This is a genomic window from Clostridium sp. USBA 49 (assembly GCF_900167505.1).
Taxonomy (GTDB): Bacteria; Bacillota; Clostridia; order Clostridiales; family Clostridiaceae; genus Clostridium_AT; species Clostridium_AT prolinivorans.
Genome location: NZ_FUYD01000001.1, coordinates 58,359 through 81,258, shown reverse-complemented (window position 1 = coordinate 81,258; position 22,900 = coordinate 58,359). Strand labels below are relative to the sequence as shown.

Here is a 22,900-nt window from a genome sequence, read left to right as displayed (position 1 = left end):
TCATTTATATTATGTCTATGTATTTATATTGTACCAGTTTTTTTAAATAACGGAATACTCTTTAAAAGTCAAATTAACTAAAAAAACTACATAAATCACTATCTTTTACCTAATTTATATAAACAAAATAAAATACATTTATTACCAATATATCTTAACATATTGATAAAAGCGACATGTAAATAACTGTAAATGACGAAAAAAGTCAGAAATTTTTTGGAATATTAAAAAGGTAGATATAATATAATATCTACCTTTTTAATAATTTCTCCATAAAAGTTTATTAGTAACATCATATAAAATATTTTTACTTTCACAATTAGGAAGAGAATTAATTTTATTAAAAGCTCTTAAAGTATATTTTTTAGCTAAATCTCTTGCCTTATCTATTCCACCTAATTCTTTAGTAATATTAATAATTTTTTGTATATCAGAATCAGTATACTTATCTTTTGAAAGAATAGGTTCTAATTTGTGCTTGTCTGTTTTAAAAGCATAAATTAAGGGAATGGTAAATACTCCTTCTTTAAGATCATTACCTAATGGTTTACCAACATACTTAGGATCTCCATTATAATCTAATATATCATCTATTATTTGAAAAGCCATTCCTATGTCATAACCTATTTTGGATAAAATTTTTACAAGCTCTCCACTACATCCGCTTTCATATGAACCAATATAAAAACTTAAGGAAAATAAAGCGGCAGTTTTTGCAGATATTCTTTTTAAATATTTTTTTATGCTTAAGTTTTGAGAATAACGAGAAGAAAATTGTTCTATTTCTCCAGTACATATATCAAAAATTACATTAGAAAGTAATTTCATATTATCTGTAGAGGCGTTAACTGATAATGACATAAAACATTTAGCAAATAGTATATCACCCATAAAAACAGCATAATCTTTACCATATTTTGATTGAATAGTTTCTCTACCCCTTCTTGTTCTTGCATCATCTATAATATCATCATGTACTAAAGTTGCCATATGAAGCATTTCTATTACAGCAGCTAAGTTACATATTTTATCTCTTTCATAATTTCCAAAACCAGAGGATATTAATAAAAAACCTGGTCTTAATAACTTACCACCAGAATTTATTAAATCAAGCAATGCTTCTTCAATAACTTTTTCTCGATTCTTTACATTTGATTTCATTATTTCTAGTACATATTCAAGATCTGCCTTAAGAGAGGGATATTTATCCCAAAATTTATTCATTTAATCACCCTTAAAAGATTTATTATTTTTTATAGTCGGATAAAAAGGTAGTTTTTTAATATATAACATTAAATATCTAGAAGTTATACCAACAAAAAAACCAGTTCCTATTCCAGCTACAGAAAGAATAGGAAGATATATAATTATATTAGTATTATGGATAACTAATGCAGCAATAATAATTTGACCTAAATTATGAAAAAAAGCTCCAGTTATACTTACACCTATAATACTTATATATTCTTTACCAATTTTTTTTATAAAATACATTGATAAAGTGCTAAAAACTCCACCAGCAATACTATATAATAAACTAGACATTGAACCAGCAAAAAAAGTAGAAAGAATTATTCTTAATATCATTACTAAAAAAGCATCTTTGAGTGTAAAAAGATATAAACAGATAACAGTTATAATATTTGAAAGACCAAGTTTTGCACCAGGTGCTATAAATGGTATAGGCATCATTCCTTCAACTAAATATAAAATAAGAGCTTGAGCTACAAGTACAGATATAAATGTCATCTTATTTATTTTTTTCATGTAAACCTCCATTAAAAGGACAATTCATCAGCTTCTTCATTTTCTCCTTTAATTTGAACTACTAACTTGTGAGGCAAGCATACTAGCATACTGCCAGGAGTACTTATAGCACCATCTTGTATACATATTTTATCTGGACAGTCTGAATCAATTATCCTAACTTTTCCATTTGAAATTTCTACAATATTTTTGCCTAAATCACTTTCTACTACAATTTTCTCATTTATATTATTATCTAGGGGAAGCCTTTTATAAAGCTTCCCCTTTAATTCAATTTCAACATATTTATTATTATAATTTTTATTAGAATTTATAAATGGAATTGCAGAGGAACCTAATGCTATAATTATTAATATTATTATAATTATTATATCTAATGGTTTAAGTTTCATAAAGATTCCCCGTTTCTTAATATTATTTACATATTTTCTAAATATAAATAAGTTTTTTTAGCAATGGAAGTTTTATTCCAAAGCTTTTTTAATTTTGGCATTATATAATAATCAAGACCTAAAACTCGGCCAGCACCACCCATTAGTGCAATGGAGCTAAAGAAATACCATAATATATCCCAGCCAGCCATAGCTGATAATATAAAATTTACAACCATGAATGCAGAAACTGCACTAGCAATAAATGTAAATAATCCAGCAAGTAATGCAAGTCCCATACCTATTTCTACAAATACAACAATTCTTTGGAACCAAATGGCAATTTCAGGAGTAGGTATTAAAAATTTCATTATTGCTTTATAGAAACCTGGCATTTTAGAGATTATAGGAGTAGGCCATGCTGCTGCTCCAGCTGTTGCAGAAGCACTGCTTGCAGCTTCAGCTGTTGCAGAAGCTCCGGAAGTACTTGCGGCAGTTAGCCATTCAAAAGGCATTTTTATATTTCCTGCTTTAAGCCAGCTATCATCACCAATTCCTTTAAATAAATTAGTTAAATTTTTAAAGCTTGATGTAGCAGTATTCCAATAAGATTCTCCAAAAAATTTTTTAAGCCCCTCTAATAACCACATTACACCTACATATAATCTTAGTGGGAAAAGCCAAAAAGAATGTGATTTTATTGAAGCATGACCTCCAAGTATGTTACGTCTTTCTTTAACATGAAAAAATTCATGATTTAAATAAGCACAAACTGCGTTTACGCCAGCAACTCCAAATAAATAATGTAAATTTACTAAATGTTTCATAAGCATTGCAAAGAAACCAGACATTGATATGCCAGCTAAAGATGCCACTGCATATCTGCTTCCTATAGAAACCATAAGTCCATGATAATTTGATTTATGAGACTTCTTTTCTTTGTTTTCCATATCAGAAATTATATTATAAACAGCTGTTTCAGATGTTTGAAGAGCAGTTTCAACTATTTGAGGAAGTCCTTTTCCGTTCTCTTCCAAATATGAATTATCACCAACTACATATACATTTTTATAATCAACAGATTGCATATATTCATTAGTTACAATTCTACCAGCTCTTCCAGTTTTAAGACCTAAATTTGCCGCAAATTTACTTGCTTGAACACCGCATGTCCAAATGAGAGTATTTGTTTGAATTTGTCTTCCATTTTTTAAAGTTATAAAATCTTTATCTACACTTATAATTGGAGAACTCTTTAAAACTTCTACTCTTTTTTTTAACAGATATTTTTCTGATTTAGTTATAAGTTTATCATTTAATATAGGAAGTATTTTATCTAATGCTTCAACCAATATAAGATTTACTTCTTTTTCATCTATATCGTATTTTTTGCAAAGAGTTTTTTTCCATTCTATTAATTCACCAATAGTTTCAACACCTGTAAAACCTGCTCCAGCTACAACGAAAGTAAGCATTTTTTTTCTTTTATCAGCATTTTTTTCTTTAGCTGCTTTTCTAAACATATTTTCAATATGTTCTCTTATTTTTAATGCATCTTCTAAAGACCAAACTGTAAATCCATTTTCTTCAACACCTGGAACGCCAAAGAATGCAGGTTCACTTCCAGCACCTAAAATAAGATAATCGTAATCGTAAGTATTATCTTCAGATTTTAGCTTTTGAGTTTTAAAATCAATTGATTTTATTTCATCTAGAACTACATTAACTCTTTTCCCACTGAATATTCTTTTTAAACTTATTTTTACGCTATCTTCTTCAACTCTTCCACCAGCAACTTCATGAAGTTCAGTCATTAATGTATGATAAGGATCTTTACCGATCAATGTAATTTCTACATTAGTATTTTTTTTAAATTTTTTATGGAGTAATTTAGCAGAATGAATTCCTGCATACCCTGTACCGAGTATGACTATTTTTGTTGTATCTTCCATTTTTAATATTAGACCTCCTCAAGTTTGATAATATTTTAATAAAGTGTAAAATATCTATATATATATTTTATACAAAAATATATATTATGTCTATGAAAAATAATAAGTAAATTATAAATTTAACAAAGAAAAATAAAAATATCTATAAATTTATTAAAAAAATTCATTTTCAATATGATATTTAATAATATATTGACAATGAAAACCATTAGTGATAACATCTTGAAAAATGGAGGAATAGATATGAAAAATATAAAGAAATCAAATAATTTAATTGTAAATTTTATTATAGTTACAGTTTTAACTTTCAATTTATCAGGATGTGCAAAAAATACATTTGAACCGGTAGAAAAGACAGAAATAATACTAGGTACTCCATGTACTATAAAATTATACGATCATATATCCGATAGCACTTTTACCCAAGTTTTTGATAGATTAAAAGATATAGAAAATAAAATGAGTATAAATAAAGAAAAAAGTGAAGTTATTGATATAAATAATAATTCAGGAATAGATTATGTTAAAGTATCTGAGGATACTTTTGAAGTAATAAAAAAAGGACTATATTTTAGCAGTTTATATGAAAAGTTTGATATAACTATAGGACCGTTAGTTAAGCTTTGGAATATAAGTTTTGATAACGCATCTAAAGCTAGAATTCCAAGTGATGAAGAAATAAAATCAAAACTTCCTTTAGTAAATTATAAAAATGTTGTTTTAAATGAAAATGAAAAAAAAGTTATGTTAAAACAAAAGGGCATGATGCTCGATTTAGGAGGCATTGCTAAAGGATATGCAGCCGATGAAGCTGTAAAAATATTAAAAGAGAATGGAGTTGAACATGCAATAGTAAATTTAGGAGGCAATGTTATGACTTTAGGAGGAAGACCTGATGGACAGCCTTGGACTATAGGAATTCAACATCCATTTTCACAAAGAGGAAATTATGTAGGTACTGTAAAAGTATCTAATCAAACTGTTGTTACTTCTGGTATATATGAAAGATATATAAAGGTTGGAGATAAAATATATCATCATATATTAGATAAAGATACAGGATATCCTATAGATAATAATCTTTTAAGTGTTACTATAATTACCAATAAATCAGTAGATGGTGATGGACTTTCAAAAGTATTTGCATTAGGGGTAAAAAAAGGTATTGAATTTATTGAAAAAATGAATAATGTTGACGCTATATTTATAACTAAAGATAATAAAATATTTATAACTAAAGGAATTAAGGATAATTTTAAACTTACAGATACAAATTTTGAAATTTTAGAATTAAAATAGAATTATTGAATTAATAGTTATATAATGTAATTAGGAATGTTATAAAAGTAAATCCTATATATAAAGATATAAAACAGCAAAGTTATGAGGTGAAAATTATGAATGCTTATGAATTAGTAAAAAGAATAAATTATCTATATAAAAAAAGTCAAGAAATTGGACTTTCAGATGAAGAAAAACAAGAGCAAAAGATTTTAAGACAAAAATACATAGATAATGTAAAAAGAAATTTTAAGGCACAACTTGATATGATAGAGAAAAAATAAAATAATAATAAATTTAACAAATTAAGGGTGAGCAGTATGGGAGTAACAATAGAGAATTTAATAGAAGATTTGAAACTTGAAGTGATAGTTCAAGGTAAGCCCAATAAAGAAATAACATTAAGTGATACAAATAGACCAGGACTTCAATTTTCTGGGTTTTACAATTATTTTGCAAATGAGAGAGTACAGATAGTTGGTATGGCAGAGTGGAGCTTTTTAGATGCTATGCAACCAGAACTTAGAAAAAAAAGACTAAAAAAATTTTTTCAATTTGAAACGCCTTGTGTAATAATAAGTAGAGGATTAGAGCCTCATGATGAATTTATTAAATCAGCTGAAGAAAATAATAGATGGGTACTTAGAACAAATAGCATAACTACTCGCTTTATAAGCAAAATGACAAATTATCTTGATGATAAGTTAGCTCCAGAAACTAGAATGCATGGAGTGCTTGTTGATGTATATGGAATAGGAATACTTATAACAGGTGAAAGTGGTATAGGTAAAAGTGAGACTGCTTTAGAACTTATTAAAAGAGGTCATAGATTAGTAGCAGATGATGCTGTTGACATAAAAGAAATAGATGGAATTTTAAAGGGAAGAGCACCTTATATAACTTCAGGAATGATGGAAGTTAGAGGCATGGGAATAATAGATGTGCCTGCACTTTATGGGTTAAGTTCTGTTCTTACAGAAAAAACTATAAATATGGTTATTTATTTAGAACAATGGAAAAATGATGAAGATTATGATAGATTAGGTATAGATCAAGATTATATTGATATTTTAAATGTGCCAGTAAGAAAAATGGTTCTTCCAATAAGACCAGGAAGAAATTTAGCTGTTATAATCGAAGCCGTAGCTGCTAATTATAGATACAGCTTAAATTCAAAAGTTACTCCAGTAGATACTATAAATAAAAGAATTGGTTTAGGTAAATAAATACATTAAGGTTTAATGTAAACTTATGAGACTTCCCAAGTAAAATTATTTAGAATAATTACATGAGCTCTTGTAGATAATAAATTTAGAATTTGCTGGCAGGTGAGCTTATGTATGTTTTTGATATATCAAATAATTTTAAAGAAGTTAAAGAAAACCTTAAAATTGAAAAGAGCAGATACTGGATACTTTTAAAAGCAGATGAAATTTATAAAATAAAAAATATGTTCATTTTAGATGAAGAAGCACTTAACGAATGTATTAATTTAGATCAGTTCCCTAAATTAAATTTTTTTTCTGGATATATATTTATAGTATTTAATATACTTCAATACTATAACGATGAAGTTATATCTAAAGAATTAAATATTTTTTTAAGCAAAGATTATATTATAACTGTTTATAAAGAAGAATTAAGTATAATAGAAGATTTGCTAAATGACATAAAAAGGCTTAAAAATGTTTTTTTATTAAAAGATAGGCCTTATCCTTCAATTGTTTTATATTATATTCTTGATAGAATAATATTGAGAAACTATCATGTTATATCTTCATTAGAAGAATATGCTGATAGAATAGAAATAAATATTTTAAAAAGTTTAAAACAGGAACAAATAGATGAACTTATACATTTAAGAAGGCAAGTTTATAAAATAAGAAAATATTTAAATCCATTAAGATATATAGGAGATGGCCTAATAAGTAATGAAAATTATATAATTGAAGATGAAAATTTAAAATATTTTAAAGATTTAAATATTAAAATTGAAAAACTTATGCTTTCTCTTGAAAGCTTAGTTACAGATTTGGCGTTAGTTAGAGAAACTTTTGAATCTGAAATATCTAATAAAACTAATGAACTTATGAAGGCATTTACCCTTATAGCATCTATTTTTTTACCACTCAATTTAATAACAAGTATGTATGGAATGAATTTTGATAACCTTCCTTTTATGAAATTAAAAAATGGATATTATATAATAATTTCTATAATGGGATTTATTTCAGGAATACTTTTTTATTTATTTAGAAAAAAAAGATGGTTATAAAGTAAATTTGAAAATATATTTTTAATTTGATAATATAAATATATATTTATATGTAAAGGAGGCACAATATGGTTAAAAATGATTTAACTAAAAAATATGAATATGCTTGGGAAAGATATTCAAAAGATGATTTAAATAAAGTATTTTCTTTAGGTGAAAAATATAAAAATTTCATGTCAAGATGTAAAACTGAAAGAGAATGTGTAAGCTATTTTATAGAGGAAGCAGAAAAGGCTGGATATAAAAATATAGAAACACTAATTAAAGAAAATGTGAAATTAAAGCCAGGAGATAAGGTATATGCAAACAATATGAATAAAACTTTGGCTTTATTTGTTATAGGGACAGAACCTTTTGAAAAAGGACTTAAAATATTAGGAGCACACGTTGATTCACCAAGACTTGATTTAAAACAAAATCCTCTTTATGAAGATACAGATCTAGCTATGCTTGAAACACATTATTATGGAGGAATTAAAAAGTATCAGTGGGTTGCAATTCCTCTTGCAATTCATGGTGTATTTGTAAAAAAAGATGGGACTTTTGTAAATGTAGTAATTGGCGAAGATGAAGGAGATCCTGTAGTAGGCATATCTGATCTTTTAATACATTTATCTTCTGATCAGCTTCAAAAAAAACTTGACAAAGCTATAGAAGGTGAAGATTTAAATATTTTAATTGGTAGTATTCCAATTGAAGATAAAGATGTTAAAGAAAGAGTTAAAGCAAATATTCTTAAATTATTAAATGATAAATATGGTATAGTTGAAGAAGATTTTGTATCAGCAGAACTTGAAGTAGTGCCAGCTGGTGCTGCTAGAGATTATGGATTAGACAGAAGTATGATAATGGCATATGGACATGACGATAGAGTTTGTGCATATACTTCTTTTGAAGCACTTTTAAAGATTGAAAATACAGATAAAACTTGTGTAGCATTATTTGTTGATAAAGAAGAAATAGGGAGTGTTGGAGCTACTGGAATGCATTCTAAATTTTTTGAAAATACAGTAAGTGAACTTATGGAACTTCGTGGTGAATATAGTAGTTTAAAATTAAAAAGAACTCTTGCAAATTCAAAGATGTTATCTTCAGATGTTAGTGCTGCTTATGATCCTAATTTCCCATCTGTAATGGAAAAGAAAAATACTGCTTATTTTGGTAAAGGAATAGTGTTTAATAAATATACAGGATCAAGAGGTAAATCAGGTTCAAATGATGCTAATCCTGAATTTATTGCAGAACTTAGAAGTATTATGGAAAAACATGGAGTTGTTTGGCAGACAGCGGAACTTGGTAAGGTAGATCAAGGTGGCGGCGGTACTATAGCTTATATACTTGCTGAATATAATATGCAGGTAATAGATTGTGGAGTTGCTCTTCAAAATATGCATGCACCTTGGGAAGTTGCAAGCAAAGCAGACATATATGAAGCTGTAAAGGCGTATTACGCATTTTTAAAAGAAGCATAAAAAACCATAAAAAATAAATTTAAGCCTTAGGCAATATAAACTGCTAAGGCTTAAATTTATTTTTCCATTAAATACTTACATAGACTAAAAAGGTTATAATGGGCTTGAATTCCTTCCATATCTATATAATCCATTGGATAAATACCATCCCAAGGATAAACAGATAAATATTTTTCATTATATACATTTATGATATATTTTTCTTTTTTAAATGTAATAAACAATTTATAAGAAGGCTTTTCAGGAAGTTCTTTAGGCTTTTCTATAAAATTTGAAATTTTTAAAGATTTACTAAAATTTTTTATTATTTCAATATCTTCTTGTGAAAGTTCCTTTTCTTTATAAAAATTTGTATCTAAAACATTAATTTTAAAAGAAGATTCCATCTTTAAGTTTTTTAATAAATTATTGGTATAATAATAATTATTAGCCTTTTTTTTACTTACATTAAAATTGTTAATAGTATAATTTCCAAGTTTAATTGTACAACTTGTTACAAAAAGAGGTATTAATAGTATGACTATGTATAAATATTTTTTTTTCATTACCTCACCTTAATATTTCATATTCTAAAAATAATTTATGTATAAAATTTTATTATTATTACTTTGAATTTTAATATTAAAATTTAAATTTCAAAAGTTATACATAAAAAATATATATAAATAAAATGAAAAATTAAACTGCCATATTTTATAGAAACTGGCAGTTTAATTATGTATGTTATTTGTGTATTAAATTTTAATTATATAAATTTAATACTTGGGAATTTAGTACTATTTTAGTTTGTCTATATAAATTTTCATATCTTCTATTGTCATAAGACCAGTATGTGTATATACTATATTACCATTTTCATCTATAAAAAATGATGTAGGGATGGAAACAACATTATATTTATCCGCAACAGAAGTATCTTCATTTATTAGTACAGGAAAAGTATATTTATTATTTTCTATAAATTTTTCTACTGTATATTTATCGTCACCTAAGTTAACAGCTAATATAATTAAATTAGAATTTTTAGTTTCTTCATAAAGTTTTTGTATATCAGGCATTTCTTTTTGGCAAGGTCCACACCAGCTAGCCCAAAAATTTAAAAAAATTTTTTTCCCCTTATAGTCATTTAATGATATTTCTTTTCCACTTAAATCACTTAATTTAAAATCAGGGGCTTTAATTTTATAATTTTCTAATGTATTTTTATCATTAAAATTTATAGATGTATTTTTTGAATTTGAAGATGTATTATTTTTATTTATGGATAAATTATTGTTATTAGTATTATTGGCATTTTTATTAGATTTAGTATAATTATACATTGTATATAATGATATAATTATTAAAATTAATAGAATTAATTTTATTATTTTTTTCATTTAAAAATCTCCTTTATAAAAAATTTAAATATTGATTTAATATTCCTAATTTATTTGTAAATATAAGTGAGCCAAATATAATCAAAAATATCCCACTTAATACTGAAATTGTTTTTATATATTTATTAAAAATTTTTATTTTAGATATTAAGCTATCTATAGTTAATGCTGAAAATATAAATGGTATACCAAGACCTAATGAATAAAATATTAAAAGTATAATTCCATCAACTATGGTTTCCATATTACCTGCATAAGCCAAAATAGAAGACAATATAGGCCCCACACAAGGAGTCCATCCTGTAGCAAAAGCCATACCCATTAAGATAGAAGTAAAAGTACCATTGCTTTTACTAAAAGAAAAAAATTTTTTTTCGCGATAAAATAAATTTATTTTAAAAATACCTGTTATATGTAATCCAAAAATAAATATTAAAATACCTGATATTTTTCTAAATAGAATTTTATTTTTTATAAAAATTTTCCCAAGAGAAGTAACAGAAACTCCCATTAAAACAAATATAATAGAAAAACCAATAACAAATCCAATGGATTTATAAAGGACATAAAAATAAGATTTTTTATTATTAGTTTCATTTATATTGGAGCCTGTTATATAACTTATATAAGCAGGAACTAATGGTAAAATACAAGGAGAGAGAAAAGATATAACTCCTGCAGAAAATGCCAATAGTAATGATATATTCATTTTAGTATCACCTTCTTAAGAAAAAATATTACAGTAATTATATATCATAATATTACGATATATAGATATAATATCATAACATTTAAAAATTTACAAAATATTATATGAAAATTTTGTAAATAATTTTCATATAATATTTAAAATTAACTATAATTTAATTTTATTAAAATAATTATAGTTTAAAGTATTACTTTTTTACTTGAAATAAAATATTCTTAATGATAAAATCAAAATAGAGATACAGAAAAGGTTTTCCAAGAGGTGAATTTATGTCTGCAACTATAAATGATGTAGCTAAGGAAGCAGGAGTTTCTATAACTACAGTATCTAGAGTATTAAATAATAATTATCCAGTAAAAAAAGAAACAAGAATAAAAATTGAAAATGCTATTAAAAAATTAAATTATAAACCTAATGCCATGGCAAGAAGCTTAATTACAAAAAAAACTTCTACTCTTGGTATTATAGTTCCAGGTATTACAAATTTATTTTTCCCAACTATAGTTGAAGCTATAGAAGATGTATCTAAAAGTTTAGGGTACAGTATATTACTTTGTAATACTCGTGGAAATAAAGATGAGGAAATTAGTCTTGTTGAACAACTTATATCAAAGCAGGTAGATGGAATAATTATAATAGATCCTAATAGTGATAATTTAAAAAAGGGATTTTATGATAAAATTTCTAATAACATACCACTTATAATTGTAAGTGGTGAGCCATATGGATTAAATTGCAGTTTTGTATGCTATGATGAAAAAATAGGGACAATGGAAGCTTTTGAATATTTATTAAGTTTAAATCATAAAAAAATTGCATTTATAAGAGGTAATAAAAGTTTTTCTTATGATATTAAAGAAAAAATTTATAAACAGATATTAAAAGATAACAATCTTAATTATGAAAAAATAATAAATGTAGGGGAAGGAAATACCATTGAAGTAGTAGAAAAAACTGAAAAAATAATGGAAAAATTTTTAATTTGTAAAGATAAACCTACTGCAATATTTGCTTGCAATGATTTAATGGCAGTAGGCGTAATAAATGCATGCAATAAATTAAAAATAAAAATTCCAAAAGAAATTTCATTAATAGGTTTTGATAATACCATGTTATCTAACATAACTCAACCTAAACTTACAACAATAGATTTAAATATGAAAGAAGTAGGTCATATTTCAGCTAAAGAAGTAATAAATCTTATAGAAAATAAAAATGAAGAAAGAAAAAAAATAATATTAAATACTAAGCTTGTTATAAAAGAAAGTACAGAAAAAATAAATATATAAACTATAAATAAATAATTTTATTATAGTAAAGTAAATTTGTATATTATTTTTAAATTAAAATAGACAGTGGATTTAGAGAAATCTACTGTCTTATTGCTTTGTATGTCATAATAATATAAAATAAGAAATATTAATTTTATAATATAAGGCTTTAACATTTTGGAGGTAATTATGGAAAAAAATATAAGTTCTTATGATGTAACAGAGTTAACTTCATTAGAAAAATTAGAACCAGTAAGAGTAAGACCTGGTATGTATATAGGTTCAACTAGTTCTAAGGGGTTACATCATTGCCTTTGGGAAATTTTAGATAATTCTATAGATGAGATATCAAATGGATATGGAGATAAAGTAACTATTATATTAAATAAAGATAAAAGTATTACAGTTATTGATAATGGAAGAGGGATACCAACAGGGATACATCCTGTAAAGAAAAAGTCAGGTGTTGAAATGGTATATACTGAACTTCATACAGGCGGAAAATTTAATAATAAAAATTATAAAACATCTGGAGGATTACATGGTGTTGGTGCTGCAGTGGTTAATGCATTATCTGAATGGTTAGTTGTAGAAGTTTATCAAAATGGACAAATTTTCAGACAGCGTTTTGAATATGCTTATGATAAAAAGTTAAAAAAGTTTATGCCTGGGACTCCAGTTACAAAACTTGAAGTTGTTGGGAAAACTAAATGTACAGGCACAAAAGTAACTTTTAAACCTGATAAAGATGTATTTTCAACAATAGATTTTAAATTTGAAGTTATAGATGAAAGACTTCAAGAGCTTGCTTTCCAAAATAAAGGCATAACATTGATGTTAATAGATAATAGGCAATTAGAACCTATAGAAAAACAATATCATTCAGAAAGAGGACTTTTAGATTTTATAGATTATCTAAATGAAAGCAAAACAGTAATTAATGAGGAACCTATAATTTTTGAAGGTGAGAAAGAAATAAATGGTATAAGTTTATATGGAGAAGTATGTATGCAATTTACAGATTCCACAAGTGAATATATAGCAAGCTATGTTAACAATATACCAACAAGAGATTCTGGAACTCATGAAAGTGGATTTAAAACAGGAATGACCAGAGCTTTTAAAGAATGGGCTAAAAAGCTTAATTTATTAAAGGAAAAGGATAAAGAATTTGAGGGGGATGATTTAAGGGAAGGTTTAACAGCTGTAGTAAAAATAAAAATAAGTAATCCTGTTTTTGAAGGACAAACTAAAAATAAACTTGGCAATACTGAGGCATATACTATGATGAATGATTTAGTTTATACTAAATTATCAGAATGGATAGAAGATAACAAAGATATGGCTTCAATATTAATTAATAATGCAATAGAAACGGCTTCAAGAAGAGAAAAAATAAAAAAGATAAATGATGCAGAAAAAAAGAAAATAGGGAAAGGAACTTCACCATTGGCTGGGAAAATAGCTGTATGTACTTTAAAAGATCCATCAATATGTGAATTTATAGTTGTAGAAGGAGATTCTGCAGGAGGCAGTGCAAAACAGGCAAGGGACAGACGTTTTCAGACTATAATGCCTTCAAAAGGGAAAATAATGAACACTGAAAAACAAAAATTAGAAAATATACTTAATAGTGAAGAATTAAGAATTTTTAATGCTGCTATAGGAACAGGAATTTTAGATAACTATAAAGAAGAAGAACTAAAATATAATAAGATTATAATTATGAGTGATGCAGACGTAGATGGATATCATATAAGAACCTTATGGATGACTTATATATATAGATATATGAGACAACTTATAGAAAATGGACATCTTTTTATTGCACTTCCTCCTCTTTATAAAGTTTATAAAAATGATAAAAAAGGTGAAAATGCTATATATGCATATAGTGATGATGAACTGGAAAATGCTAAAAATAAAATAGGTAAAGGAGCAATTATACAAAGATATAAAGGCCTTGGAGAAATGAATGCAGATCAGCTTTGGGATACAACTTTAAATCCTGAAACAAGAGTTATACAACAAGTGACTATAGAAGATGCAGCAAAAGCTGAAAAAATGGTATCTCTTCTTATGGGCGAAGTTGTAGAACCTCGAAAAAACTATATGTATAAATATGCTGAATTTTAAGGAGGTACCATAATATGGCTAAAAAAATAGATATACCAAAAGATAATAATATAATAAAAATATCACTTGAAGAAGCTATGCCTGAAAATTATCTTCCTTATGCTGTAGAAGTGGCAAAAGATAGAGCTCTCCCTGATGTAAGAGATGGGTTAAAACCTGTACATAGAAGGATTTTATATGGTGCATTTTTATTAAAAGCTTTCCCAGATAAACCTTATTATAAATCTGCTAGAATAGTTGGAGATATTTTAGGTAAATTTCATCCTCATGGAGATTCTTCTGTATATGAATCTATGGTTATATTAGCACAAGATTTTTCAACAAGGATGCCATTAATTGATGGACATGGAAATTGGGGAAGCCAAGATGGAGATAGTGCTGCAGCTATGCGTTATACTGAAGCAAGGCTTACACCTCTTGCTATGGAAATGCTTAAAGACATTGATAAAGATGTGGTTGATATGTCTTACAATTACTCAAATTCTGAATTAGAGCCTAATGTACTTCCTTGTAAGTATCCTAATATTTTAGTAAATGGAGCTTTTGGAATTGCTGTAGGACTAGCTACCAATATTCCTCCTCATAATCTATCTGAAGTTATAGATGGGACTATAGCTTATATAGATAACAATGAAATCACAACTAAGGAACTTATGAAGTATATAAAAGCACCAGACCTTCCAACTGGAGGAATAGTTATTGGAAAAAATTCTTTATATTCAGCTTATGAAACAGGTGAAGGAAAGGTTACATTAAGGGCAAAGGCTAATATAGAAAAGCTTGAAAGCGGAAGATTTGGTATAGTAATTACAGAATTTCCTTATAGAAAATCTAAGGCTAAGATTTTAGAGAGTATATCTGAAATGACTGGAGATAAAAAACATATTAAAGCACTAGAAGCTATAACAGATATTAGAGATGAATCAGATAGAAAAGGAATAAGGGCTGTTATAGAATTAAAAAAATCTACAGATATTGAAACAGCTGAAAAAGTTTTAAAATATCTTTATAAAAAAACAGATCTTCAAACTAATCTTTCATTTAATATGGTTGCTATTGCAAATGGGAAACCTGAAACTTTAGGATTAAAGGATATTTTAAAGCATTATGTTAATCATCAAAAAGATGTAATTACTAGAAGAACTAAAAAAGAACTTGAAATAGCAGAAAAAAGATTTCATATTGTAGAAGGATTTATTAAAGCTATTAGTATTATGGATGAAATTATAAATTTAATTAGATCATCTAAATCCAAAAAAGATGCTCAAAATAATTTAATAAATACTTTTGGATTTTCAGAAATTCAAGCAGAAGCTATATTAGAACTTATGCTTTATAGACTTACTGGTTTGGAAATAAAAACTTTTGAAAAAGAATACAAGGAACTAGAAAAAGAAATTAAAAGATTAAAAAAAATATTAAAAAATGGAAAAGAGCTTTTAAAAGTAATTAAACAAGAATTACTTTATATAAAAAACAAATTTGGAGATTCTAGAAGAACTTATTTAATTGAAGATGATGAAGAAGCTAAAATTGATATAGAAGAACTTATTGTGGTAGAAGATATAGTTATTACTCTTTCTAATGAAGGTTTTATAAAAAGAGTACCATTAAAATATTTTAATAGATTAAATGGCAGTGTAGAAGATATAGATTATAGAGAAGGTGATTTTAACAAATTTTTGCTTGAATCAAATACAAAATATACAATTATGTTATTTACTGATATTGGGAATATGTATCAAATAAAATCTAGTACAATTCCAGAATATAAATGGAAAGAAAAAGGTGAAAGAATAGATGAAATTATTAAAACTTTAGATTTAAATAAAGAAAAAATAGTTGCTGCTTATTCTATTGAAAATATAAGTTTACCTAAAGATTTTATATTTATAACCAATAAAGGGAATATAAAGAAAACTGATTTAGACAAATTTAATACAAATTATTCTAAACTTTCAGCATTAAAATTAAAAAATGAAACATTAATAGATGTTAAATTAGTTAATAAAGATAGAGAAGAAGAATTTATAAAAATATTTACAAAATGCGGACTGGAATTTACAATACCTGAAATTAAAATTGAAACTCAAGATAGACATATATCATCAACATCATTGGCTGAAATATTTCCTAAAGATGAGATTATAAACGTAGAATATACTAAAGAAAATCAATATAAAGAATTTTTTATGAGTATAAGTAGTGATGGTAATATTAAAGTATCAAATAACAAAAGAAATATAAGTACAAAAGATAATGTTATTTTTACAAATACATTAGAAAAATTATACATATTTTTAAATAATGGAAATGTTTTAAGCTTTAATTCATGCATGTTTTCCTCTTTTATGGGGAATCAAATAAATTTAAAAGATTTGTTTAATGATTTACAAGAAGATAAATTTAAAGTATTAAATATTATTTCTTCTAGAGACTTTGACAAAAATACACAAATTTTATTTATAACCAAAAAAGGAATAATAAAGAAAGTTAAATTTGATGAATTTAATGGTGAATATATGACTTCTATAGGATATAAGTTTAAAAGCAAAGAAGATGAACTTATTTCTGTAGAATATTTTAATGAAGGGAACAATGATATTTTATTAGTAACTAAAAAAGGTTTTGGTATAAGATTTAAAATAGAAACTGTTGCTATTATGGGAAAATCAGCATCTGGAGTTGTAGGAATAAGTTTAAAAAATGATGATGAGGTTATTTTTGGAAAAGTTATAGAAGGATTTAATAATGATATATCAATGAGCAAAGATGAAATAGCTCTTTCAAATATTAAGAAAAGTGAATTATTATTTACTACAAATAAAAAAAATAAAAGTTCTATAAAAATAAATAATATAAAATGCCAAAATAGAGCTGGTAAAGGAATAAGTTTAATGTTAATTGTTATGGATGAAGTAATAAAAGAAGTAAAACTCATTTAATAATTTATATTAATAAATACTTACTTTATTTTAAAGTAAGTATATTTTTATAATAAAGGAGTGAATTTATTTTGAATAAATACATACTTTCTAATGGAATTAGATTTATTTATGATTATAGACCTGGAAATATTACATCTTTTTGTATAGGATTTGAAGCTGGAGCTCTTATGGAAGAAGGTTTTAAACTTGGGACAGCACATGCTGTTGAGCATGTTATTTTTAAAGGGACTAAAAATAGAAGTGAATATGAAATAAATAAGCTATTTGATGAAATTTTTGGATTTAATAATGCTATGACTAATTATCCGTATTGTATATATTATGGCACAACTTTAAGTTCGGATTTCGAAAGAGGTATAGAACTTTATTCTGACATTATATTAAATCCAAAATTTAGCAATGAAGGTTTTGAAGAAGAAATAAATATAATATGTGAAGAACTTAAAAAATGGAATGATGATATTGAACAATATTGTGAAGATAGACTTTTTTATAATTCTTTTAAAAAAAGAAGAATTAAAAATTTAATTATAGGAGATGAAAAAAGTATAAGATGTATAACATTAGAAGATATTAAAAAATTTTATGAATCTTATTATTTACCGCAAAATTGTGTTATATCTGTAGTATCATCTTTAAATTTTGATGAAGTATTAAAGCTTTTAGAAAAATATTTTGGAGAATTTAAAGGAAATTATAACATTTATAAGGATATAAGTTTATATGAAAATAATAAGCCAGGAATATATGTAGAAAATAAAAATGGGATAAGTTCTGCAAAAGTTCAATATATTTACCCAATACATGAGCTTAATAATGAAGAAATTAAGATTTTAAATATATTTAATAATATTTTAGGACAAGGTACAAGCAGTTTACTTTATGACAAAATTAGGACTAAAAATGGATTAGTATATGATATAGGAAGTAGTATAAAAAACGAAAAAGGAATAAAACTTTTTACCATAAAATTTTCAACTTCAAGTGATAAAATAAATGATGTAATAAAACTTATAAATCAAACCATAGAAGAATCTAAATGTAATAAATATTATTATTCTAAAAAAATTTTAGATAAAAATTTAAAATCTATAAATATAAAAAGAGAACTGAGCATAGAAAGATCTATAGAACTTTCTAAAAAGCTTACAACTTATGAAATTATGTATAAAGATTATGATATATTTTATAAAGAAAATGATTTAGAAAATATTACCTATAAAGAAATAATAGATGTAATAAATAAAGTATTAAAATATCCATCAATACAAATAATAAAGCCGTATTAGGAATTATTTCCTTGGTAATAATTGTAACAAACAATGGGCTTTTTGTGCATAAAAAGTATATATTTATGATATAATGATTTCCATCGAGGTGAAAAAGTTTGGAAGAAAGATGGCTGCTAAGAAGAAATAATGAAAACATTAAGGAAATGATAAAATCCACTGGATTGAATGAAATAATATTATCTATACTTTTTAATAGAGGAATAAATGAAGAAAATAAAATAAAAAAATTTATGAGAGCATCACTAGATGATTTATATGATCCTTTTCTTATGAAAGATATGGACAAAGCTACTGATATAATAAAAAATGCAATAATAAATAATAAAAATATAGTTATATATGGAGACTATGATGTTGATGGAGTTACAAGTACAGTAATACTTTATAAAGCATTAAAAAGATGTGGTGCTTTAGTAAATTATTATATACCTAATAGAGAATATGAAGGTTATGGTATAAACAGTGAAAGATTAAGCATTTTAAAAAAAGAGGGAGCGGAAATAATATTAACTTGTGATAATGGTATATCTGCTATAGAACAAATTAAATATGGTAAAAGCTTAGGATTGGATATTATAATTACAGATCATCATGAAATTCCTTTTATTGAAAACAAGGAGGGAATAAAAGAATATGTTGTTCCGGAAGCTGATGCAGTTATAAATCCTAAACAAGAAGATTGTAAATATCCATTTAAGCTATTATGTGGTGCCTCTATAGCATATAAATTTTCTATAGCGTTATTTTCTAAAATGGGAATTTCATTAGAATATACAAAAGAATTTATTATTTTAGCAGGTATTGCTACAATTTGTGATGTAGTAGATTTGGTTGATGAAAATAGAATTATTGCTAAAAATGCTTTAAAATTAATTCAATCCTCAAATAATATTGGATTAAATGCTCTTATAGAAGTGTTAAATTTAAAAGATAAAAAAATTTCTGCTTCAACAATAGGATTTCAAATTGGTCCTTGTATAAATGCTACTGGAAGGCTTGAAAGTGCGGAACTATCTGTAGAACTTTTACTTTGCAAAGATAAACAAAAGGCTCAAAATTTAGCTATAAAACTTAGTGAATTAAATAAAACAAGACAATATATGACTACAAAAAATGTAGAAGATATAATAAAAAAAATAGAGAATTCTGATTTAAAAAATGATAAAGTTCTTGTAGTATATGAAGAAAGTGTTCATGAAAGTATAGCTGGAATTGTAGCAGGTAAAGTCAAAGAAAAATTTAATGTTCCTACAATAATTTTGACTAAAGGTAGAGAAATACCCAAAGGTTCTGGCCGTTCTATAGAAAAATATAATTTATTTGAAGAACTTTTAAAGTGTAAAGAACTTTTAGATAAATTTGGAGGACATCCTATGGCAGCAGGATTATCTATAAAAAGGGAGAATATAGAAATTTTAAGGGAAAAACTAAATAAAAACTGCACTTTAAAAGATGAAGATATAATACCTAAAATTCGTATTGATAGGAGAATACCTATTAAATACATAACTAAAAATTTTATAGAAGAACTTAATTCTTTAGAACCTTTTGGGAAAGGAAATGAAACTCCTATTTTAGCTGAAAAGAATCTTATAGTTAATAAATTTTATATATTAGGTAAAGAGGCTAATGTATTAAAATTAAATTTAACTGATTTAAATAAATATAATGTAGAAGCTATATCTTATGGAAAAGTTGATAAATTTAAAGAATTATTAAAAATCAAATATAAAGATAATTATGATTATGTTATTAATAATTATAATTATATAGATGAAAAAATTTCCATAGATATTATTTTTTATCCATATATAAATTCTTATAATGGATTTGAAAATGTACAGCTTAAAGTTTCTAAATTTAGATTATCGTCTTAATTTTTATAAATTTGAAGGAATTTACAAAAATGTATAGAATATAATTATAAGTGATATGTGCTAAAATTGGAGGAATTACTAAATGTTTCAGCTATTTGAAAATATACCTTTTGGAGTAATAATATTAAAAAAAGATTTACTGACAATAGAATATTTTAATTTCAGAGCAAAAATTATGCTTGATTTAGAAGAGAGCATTCTCTATAAAAATATTGAAATTTTGCCTTTTTTTAATATTCTAAATAATATACTTTTAAATTGTACTAAAGATGAGGAACAAAAATTAAAAGAAGTGGAATTGGTTTCAAATAGATTTTTTACATTAATTATTTGCCCTAAGAATTCATTTATTGAAATATATATTATAGAAACTACAGATGAAGTTTTAAAAAACAGAGAAAAAATAAAAAAAAGTATTGTAAAATTAAAAAAAGAAAAAGAAAAGCTATTAAATATTTCTACTGAACTAAAAACTAAGTGTGATATTATAGAAATATTGAGAGATAGAGAAAAACAACATTTAATGCATCTTAGAGATGTGATAAATAATATTTCAGAAGGTCTTATTGTAATAGATAATAAAGGTATATTAAGTTTATGTAATAGAGCAGTATATAAAATAATTAATTTAAAAATAGGAGAAAAGATTACTAAGAATGTTATTTTAGATAAATACGATATATTTACTGTAAATGAAAATGAACAAACTGTTGATTATATGTATAATAAACTATATAAAAAGAACATTCCCATAAAAAATTTTGTTATAAAGTTTTTAGATAAAATTTCTGGAGAAATAAAATATATAGAAATAAATAGTAATCCTATAATTAATAAAAATTCTGAATTAGTATATACAATAATAACTATTAAAGATATAACTGAAACGAAAATTCATCAAATAAAAGTTGAAGAACAGTCAAATTTTATAAAAGATGTGGTTAATAATTTAGATGTACCAATAGCTGTACTAGATTATCCAAAGTTAGAATATAGATTAGTTAATAAAAAACATAAAGATATATTGAATATAATTAATAAAAATTATAATGAATATAAAAACAATAAAAATGAAAATATTAACAAATTAGATATCAAAATTTTAAATGAAGATATTTATAATATAATTTGTAAAGTTGGTGAAAAAGGTAAAGAGTATTGCTTGTCGCCTTATAGTATTATTGACTCAAACGGGAATGAACGTTTTTATAAAATAAAATTTATACCATATAAAGATAACAATAATTTAGTAAAAAGAATACATATTCATGGACTTGACGTAACTGATGAAGTAAATCATAATTTAGAACTTGAAAAAATTACAAAACTTAAAGATGAGTTTTTTACAGTTATATCTCATGAACTTAGGACTCCTCTTACTATAATATACTCATCACTTCAGCTTGCATATGATATATACAAAAAAGATATTACACCTAATATTGACAAAATATTAAAGAGAATAAATCAAAACTGTAGCAGGTTATTAAAACTTATAAATAATATATTGGATATATCAAAAGCAGAGGCTGGTTTTTTAACTTTGAATTGTTCATATTTTGATATAGTATATACAACTGAACTTATTATAAGTTCTGTTAATTTATATGCTAAAAACAAAGAAATTAATCTTATATTTGATACTAATGAAGAGGAATGCAGAGTTTTTTTAGATAAAGATAAATATGAGAGAATTTTATTAAACCTTTTATCAAATTCTATAAAATTTACTCCTGATGGGAAACAAATTCTAGTTACTTTATTTGTTGAGGAAGATTATGTAACTTTAAGTGTAAAAGATGAAGGAATAGGAATACCAGAAAACAAAATTGATTCCATTTTTGATAGATATTCTCAAATTAATACATCTCTTTCAAGAAGAGCTGAAGGTACAGGTATAGGACTTTCTTTAGTAAAAAAATTGACTGAAAGTATGAATGCACAAATAGAAGTAATAAGTGAAGAAGGGGTAGGGAGCGAATTTTTAGTAAAATTTAACAAAGAAAGCTTATGCCTTAATTCTAATTCTAATATTGTAATTATGGATACTACTATAAACGACAAAATAGACATTGAATTTTCAGATATTAATTAATATAGTTTTTATATTATTTTTAAAATTATTTATAGTATAATATATAATTACTAAAATACTAAGGAGTTTTAGGAG

18 protein-coding genes are annotated in these 22,900 nt (G+C 25.0%); 11 read left to right on the top strand and 7 right to left on the bottom strand.

What is annotated here, in order from left to right; genetic code table 11:
• Positions 1-258: 258 nt before the first annotated feature.
• Genes B5D11_RS00395 through B5D11_RS00380 form a run of 4 tightly spaced genes read right to left on the bottom strand, consistent with a single transcriptional unit; the run spans position 259 to position 4,090 of the window.
• The gene (locus B5D11_RS00395; RefSeq protein ID WP_078681069.1) at positions 259-1,224 is read right to left on the bottom strand and encodes a polyprenyl synthetase family protein; all 966 of its coding nucleotides are present in this window, start codon (positions 1,222-1,224) and stop codon (positions 259-261) included.
• Positions 1,225-1,767 (bottom strand): Gx transporter family protein, encoded by a 543-nt coding sequence (locus B5D11_RS00390; protein WP_078681068.1) that lies wholly within the window; start codon positions 1,765-1,767, stop codon positions 1,225-1,227.
• Between the two features lie 11 nt (positions 1,768-1,778).
• The gene (locus B5D11_RS00385) at positions 1,779-2,159 is read right to left on the bottom strand and encodes a NusG domain II-containing protein (protein WP_078681067.1); all 381 of its coding nucleotides are present in this window, start codon (positions 2,157-2,159) and stop codon (positions 1,779-1,781) included.
• Positions 2,160-2,185: 26 nt separating this feature from the next.
• Positions 2,186-4,090: an FAD-dependent oxidoreductase gene (locus B5D11_RS00380; protein WP_078681066.1), complete on the bottom strand. Its 1,905-nt coding sequence runs from the start codon at positions 4,088-4,090 to the stop codon at positions 2,186-2,188.
• Between the two features lie 243 nt (positions 4,091-4,333).
• Between B5D11_RS00380 and B5D11_RS00375 the strand changes: the two genes are divergently transcribed.
• The 5 genes from B5D11_RS00375 to B5D11_RS00355 all read left to right on the top strand — a co-directional run bounded on the left by B5D11_RS00375 (position 4,334) and on the right by B5D11_RS00355 (position 9,118).
• The gene (locus B5D11_RS00375; protein WP_078681065.1) at positions 4,334-5,389 is read left to right on the top strand and encodes an FAD:protein FMN transferase; all 1,056 of its coding nucleotides are present in this window, start codon (positions 4,334-4,336) and stop codon (positions 5,387-5,389) included.
• A 98-nt stretch (positions 5,390-5,487) separates the two neighbouring features.
• Complete coding sequence (locus B5D11_RS00370; protein ID WP_078681064.1) at positions 5,488-5,655, top strand: DUF896 domain-containing protein; 168 nt, start codon at positions 5,488-5,490, stop codon at positions 5,653-5,655.
• A gap of 36 nt (positions 5,656-5,691) precedes the next feature.
• Positions 5,692-6,597, top strand: coding sequence for an HPr(Ser) kinase/phosphatase (gene hprK / locus B5D11_RS00365; RefSeq protein ID WP_078681063.1), 906 nt, complete (start codon positions 5,692-5,694; stop codon positions 6,595-6,597).
• Between the two features lie 110 nt (positions 6,598-6,707).
• On the top strand, positions 6,708-7,646 hold the full coding sequence (locus tag B5D11_RS00360; RefSeq protein WP_078681062.1) for a magnesium transporter CorA family protein: 939 nt from the start codon (positions 6,708-6,710) through the stop codon (positions 7,644-7,646).
• 68 nt (positions 7,647-7,714) lie between these two features.
• Positions 7,715-9,118, top strand: coding sequence for an aminopeptidase (locus B5D11_RS00355; protein WP_078681061.1), 1,404 nt, complete (start codon positions 7,715-7,717; stop codon positions 9,116-9,118).
• A gap of 56 nt (positions 9,119-9,174) precedes the next feature.
• Here B5D11_RS00355 and B5D11_RS00350 read toward each other — a convergent pair whose 3' ends face one another.
• From B5D11_RS00350 to B5D11_RS00340, 3 genes are all read right to left on the bottom strand, one after another.
• Positions 9,175-9,663 carry a DUF4883 family protein gene (locus B5D11_RS00350; RefSeq protein WP_078681060.1) on the bottom strand — a complete coding sequence of 163 codons (489 nt, stop codon included), beginning with the start codon at positions 9,661-9,663 and terminating at the stop codon, positions 9,175-9,177.
• Between the two features lie 231 nt (positions 9,664-9,894).
• Positions 9,895-10,497, bottom strand: coding sequence for a TlpA family protein disulfide reductase (locus B5D11_RS00345; protein ID WP_078681059.1), 603 nt, complete (start codon positions 10,495-10,497; stop codon positions 9,895-9,897).
• A 13-nt stretch (positions 10,498-10,510) separates the two neighbouring features.
• Positions 10,511-11,206: a cytochrome c biogenesis CcdA family protein gene (locus B5D11_RS00340; protein WP_078681058.1), complete on the bottom strand. Its 696-nt coding sequence runs from the start codon at positions 11,204-11,206 to the stop codon at positions 10,511-10,513.
• Positions 11,207-11,475: 269 nt separating this feature from the next.
• On the opposite strand from B5D11_RS00340, the gene B5D11_RS00335 reads away from it, so the two are divergent.
• The 6 genes from B5D11_RS00335 to B5D11_RS00310 all read left to right on the top strand — a co-directional run bounded on the left by B5D11_RS00335 (position 11,476) and on the right by B5D11_RS00310 (position 22,825).
• The gene (locus B5D11_RS00335) at positions 11,476-12,495 is read left to right on the top strand and encodes a LacI family DNA-binding transcriptional regulator (RefSeq protein ID WP_078681057.1); all 1,020 of its coding nucleotides are present in this window, start codon (positions 11,476-11,478) and stop codon (positions 12,493-12,495) included.
• Positions 12,496-12,666: 171 nt separating this feature from the next.
• Positions 12,667-14,613 carry a DNA gyrase/topoisomerase IV subunit B gene (locus tag B5D11_RS00330; protein ID WP_078681056.1) on the top strand — a complete coding sequence of 649 codons (1,947 nt, stop codon included), beginning with the start codon at positions 12,667-12,669 and terminating at the stop codon, positions 14,611-14,613.
• 14 nt (positions 14,614-14,627) lie between these two features.
• Positions 14,628-17,558: a DNA topoisomerase IV subunit A gene (locus B5D11_RS00325; RefSeq protein ID WP_078681055.1), complete on the top strand. Its 2,931-nt coding sequence runs from the start codon at positions 14,628-14,630 to the stop codon at positions 17,556-17,558.
• 71 nt (positions 17,559-17,629) lie between these two features.
• The gene (locus B5D11_RS00320) at positions 17,630-18,850 is read left to right on the top strand and encodes a M16 family metallopeptidase (protein ID WP_078681054.1); all 1,221 of its coding nucleotides are present in this window, start codon (positions 17,630-17,632) and stop codon (positions 18,848-18,850) included.
• 98 nt (positions 18,851-18,948) lie between these two features.
• Complete coding sequence (gene recJ / locus B5D11_RS00315) at positions 18,949-20,730, top strand: single-stranded-DNA-specific exonuclease RecJ (protein WP_180376927.1); 1,782 nt, start codon at positions 18,949-18,951, stop codon at positions 20,728-20,730.
• Between the two features lie 82 nt (positions 20,731-20,812).
• Positions 20,813-22,825 carry a PAS domain-containing sensor histidine kinase gene (locus B5D11_RS00310; protein WP_242942232.1) on the top strand — a complete coding sequence of 671 codons (2,013 nt, stop codon included), beginning with the start codon at positions 20,813-20,815 and terminating at the stop codon, positions 22,823-22,825.
• Positions 22,826-22,900 lie beyond the last annotated feature (75 nt).

Coding starts and splice junctions, on each gene's coding strand:
- B5D11_RS00340 (WP_078681058.1), bottom strand. CDS start 11,206: ATGAATATATCATTACTATTGGCATTTTCTGCAGGAGTTATATCTTTT.
- B5D11_RS00325 (WP_078681055.1), top strand. CDS start 14,628: ATGGCTAAAAAAATAGATATACCAAAAGATAATAATATAATAAAAATA.
- B5D11_RS00375 (WP_078681065.1), top strand. CDS start 4,334: ATGAAAAATATAAAGAAATCAAATAATTTAATTGTAAATTTTATTATA.
- B5D11_RS00350 (WP_078681060.1), bottom strand. CDS start 9,663: ATGAAAAAAAAATATTTATACATAGTCATACTATTAATACCTCTTTTT.
- B5D11_RS00335 (WP_078681057.1), top strand. CDS start 11,476: ATGTCTGCAACTATAAATGATGTAGCTAAGGAAGCAGGAGTTTCTATA.
- B5D11_RS00330 (WP_078681056.1), top strand. CDS start 12,667: ATGGAAAAAAATATAAGTTCTTATGATGTAACAGAGTTAACTTCATTA.
- B5D11_RS00355 (WP_078681061.1), top strand. CDS start 7,715: ATGGTTAAAAATGATTTAACTAAAAAATATGAATATGCTTGGGAAAGA.
- B5D11_RS00385 (WP_078681067.1), bottom strand. CDS start 2,159: ATGAAACTTAAACCATTAGATATAATAATTATAATAATATTAATAATT.
- B5D11_RS00345 (WP_078681059.1), bottom strand. CDS start 10,497: ATGAAAAAAATAATAAAATTAATTCTATTAATTTTAATAATTATATCA.
- B5D11_RS00310 (WP_242942232.1), top strand. CDS start 20,813: ATGTTTCAGCTATTTGAAAATATACCTTTTGGAGTAATAATATTAAAA.
- B5D11_RS00380 (WP_078681066.1), bottom strand. CDS start 4,090: ATGGAAGATACAACAAAAATAGTCATACTCGGTACAGGGTATGCAGGA.
- B5D11_RS00395 (WP_078681069.1), bottom strand. CDS start 1,224: ATGAATAAATTTTGGGATAAATATCCCTCTCTTAAGGCAGATCTTGAA.
- hprK (WP_078681063.1), top strand. CDS start 5,692: ATGGGAGTAACAATAGAGAATTTAATAGAAGATTTGAAACTTGAAGTG.
- B5D11_RS00360 (WP_078681062.1), top strand. CDS start 6,708: ATGTATGTTTTTGATATATCAAATAATTTTAAAGAAGTTAAAGAAAAC.
- B5D11_RS00390 (WP_078681068.1), bottom strand. CDS start 1,767: ATGAAAAAAATAAATAAGATGACATTTATATCTGTACTTGTAGCTCAA.
- B5D11_RS00370 (WP_078681064.1), top strand. CDS start 5,488: ATGAATGCTTATGAATTAGTAAAAAGAATAAATTATCTATATAAAAAA.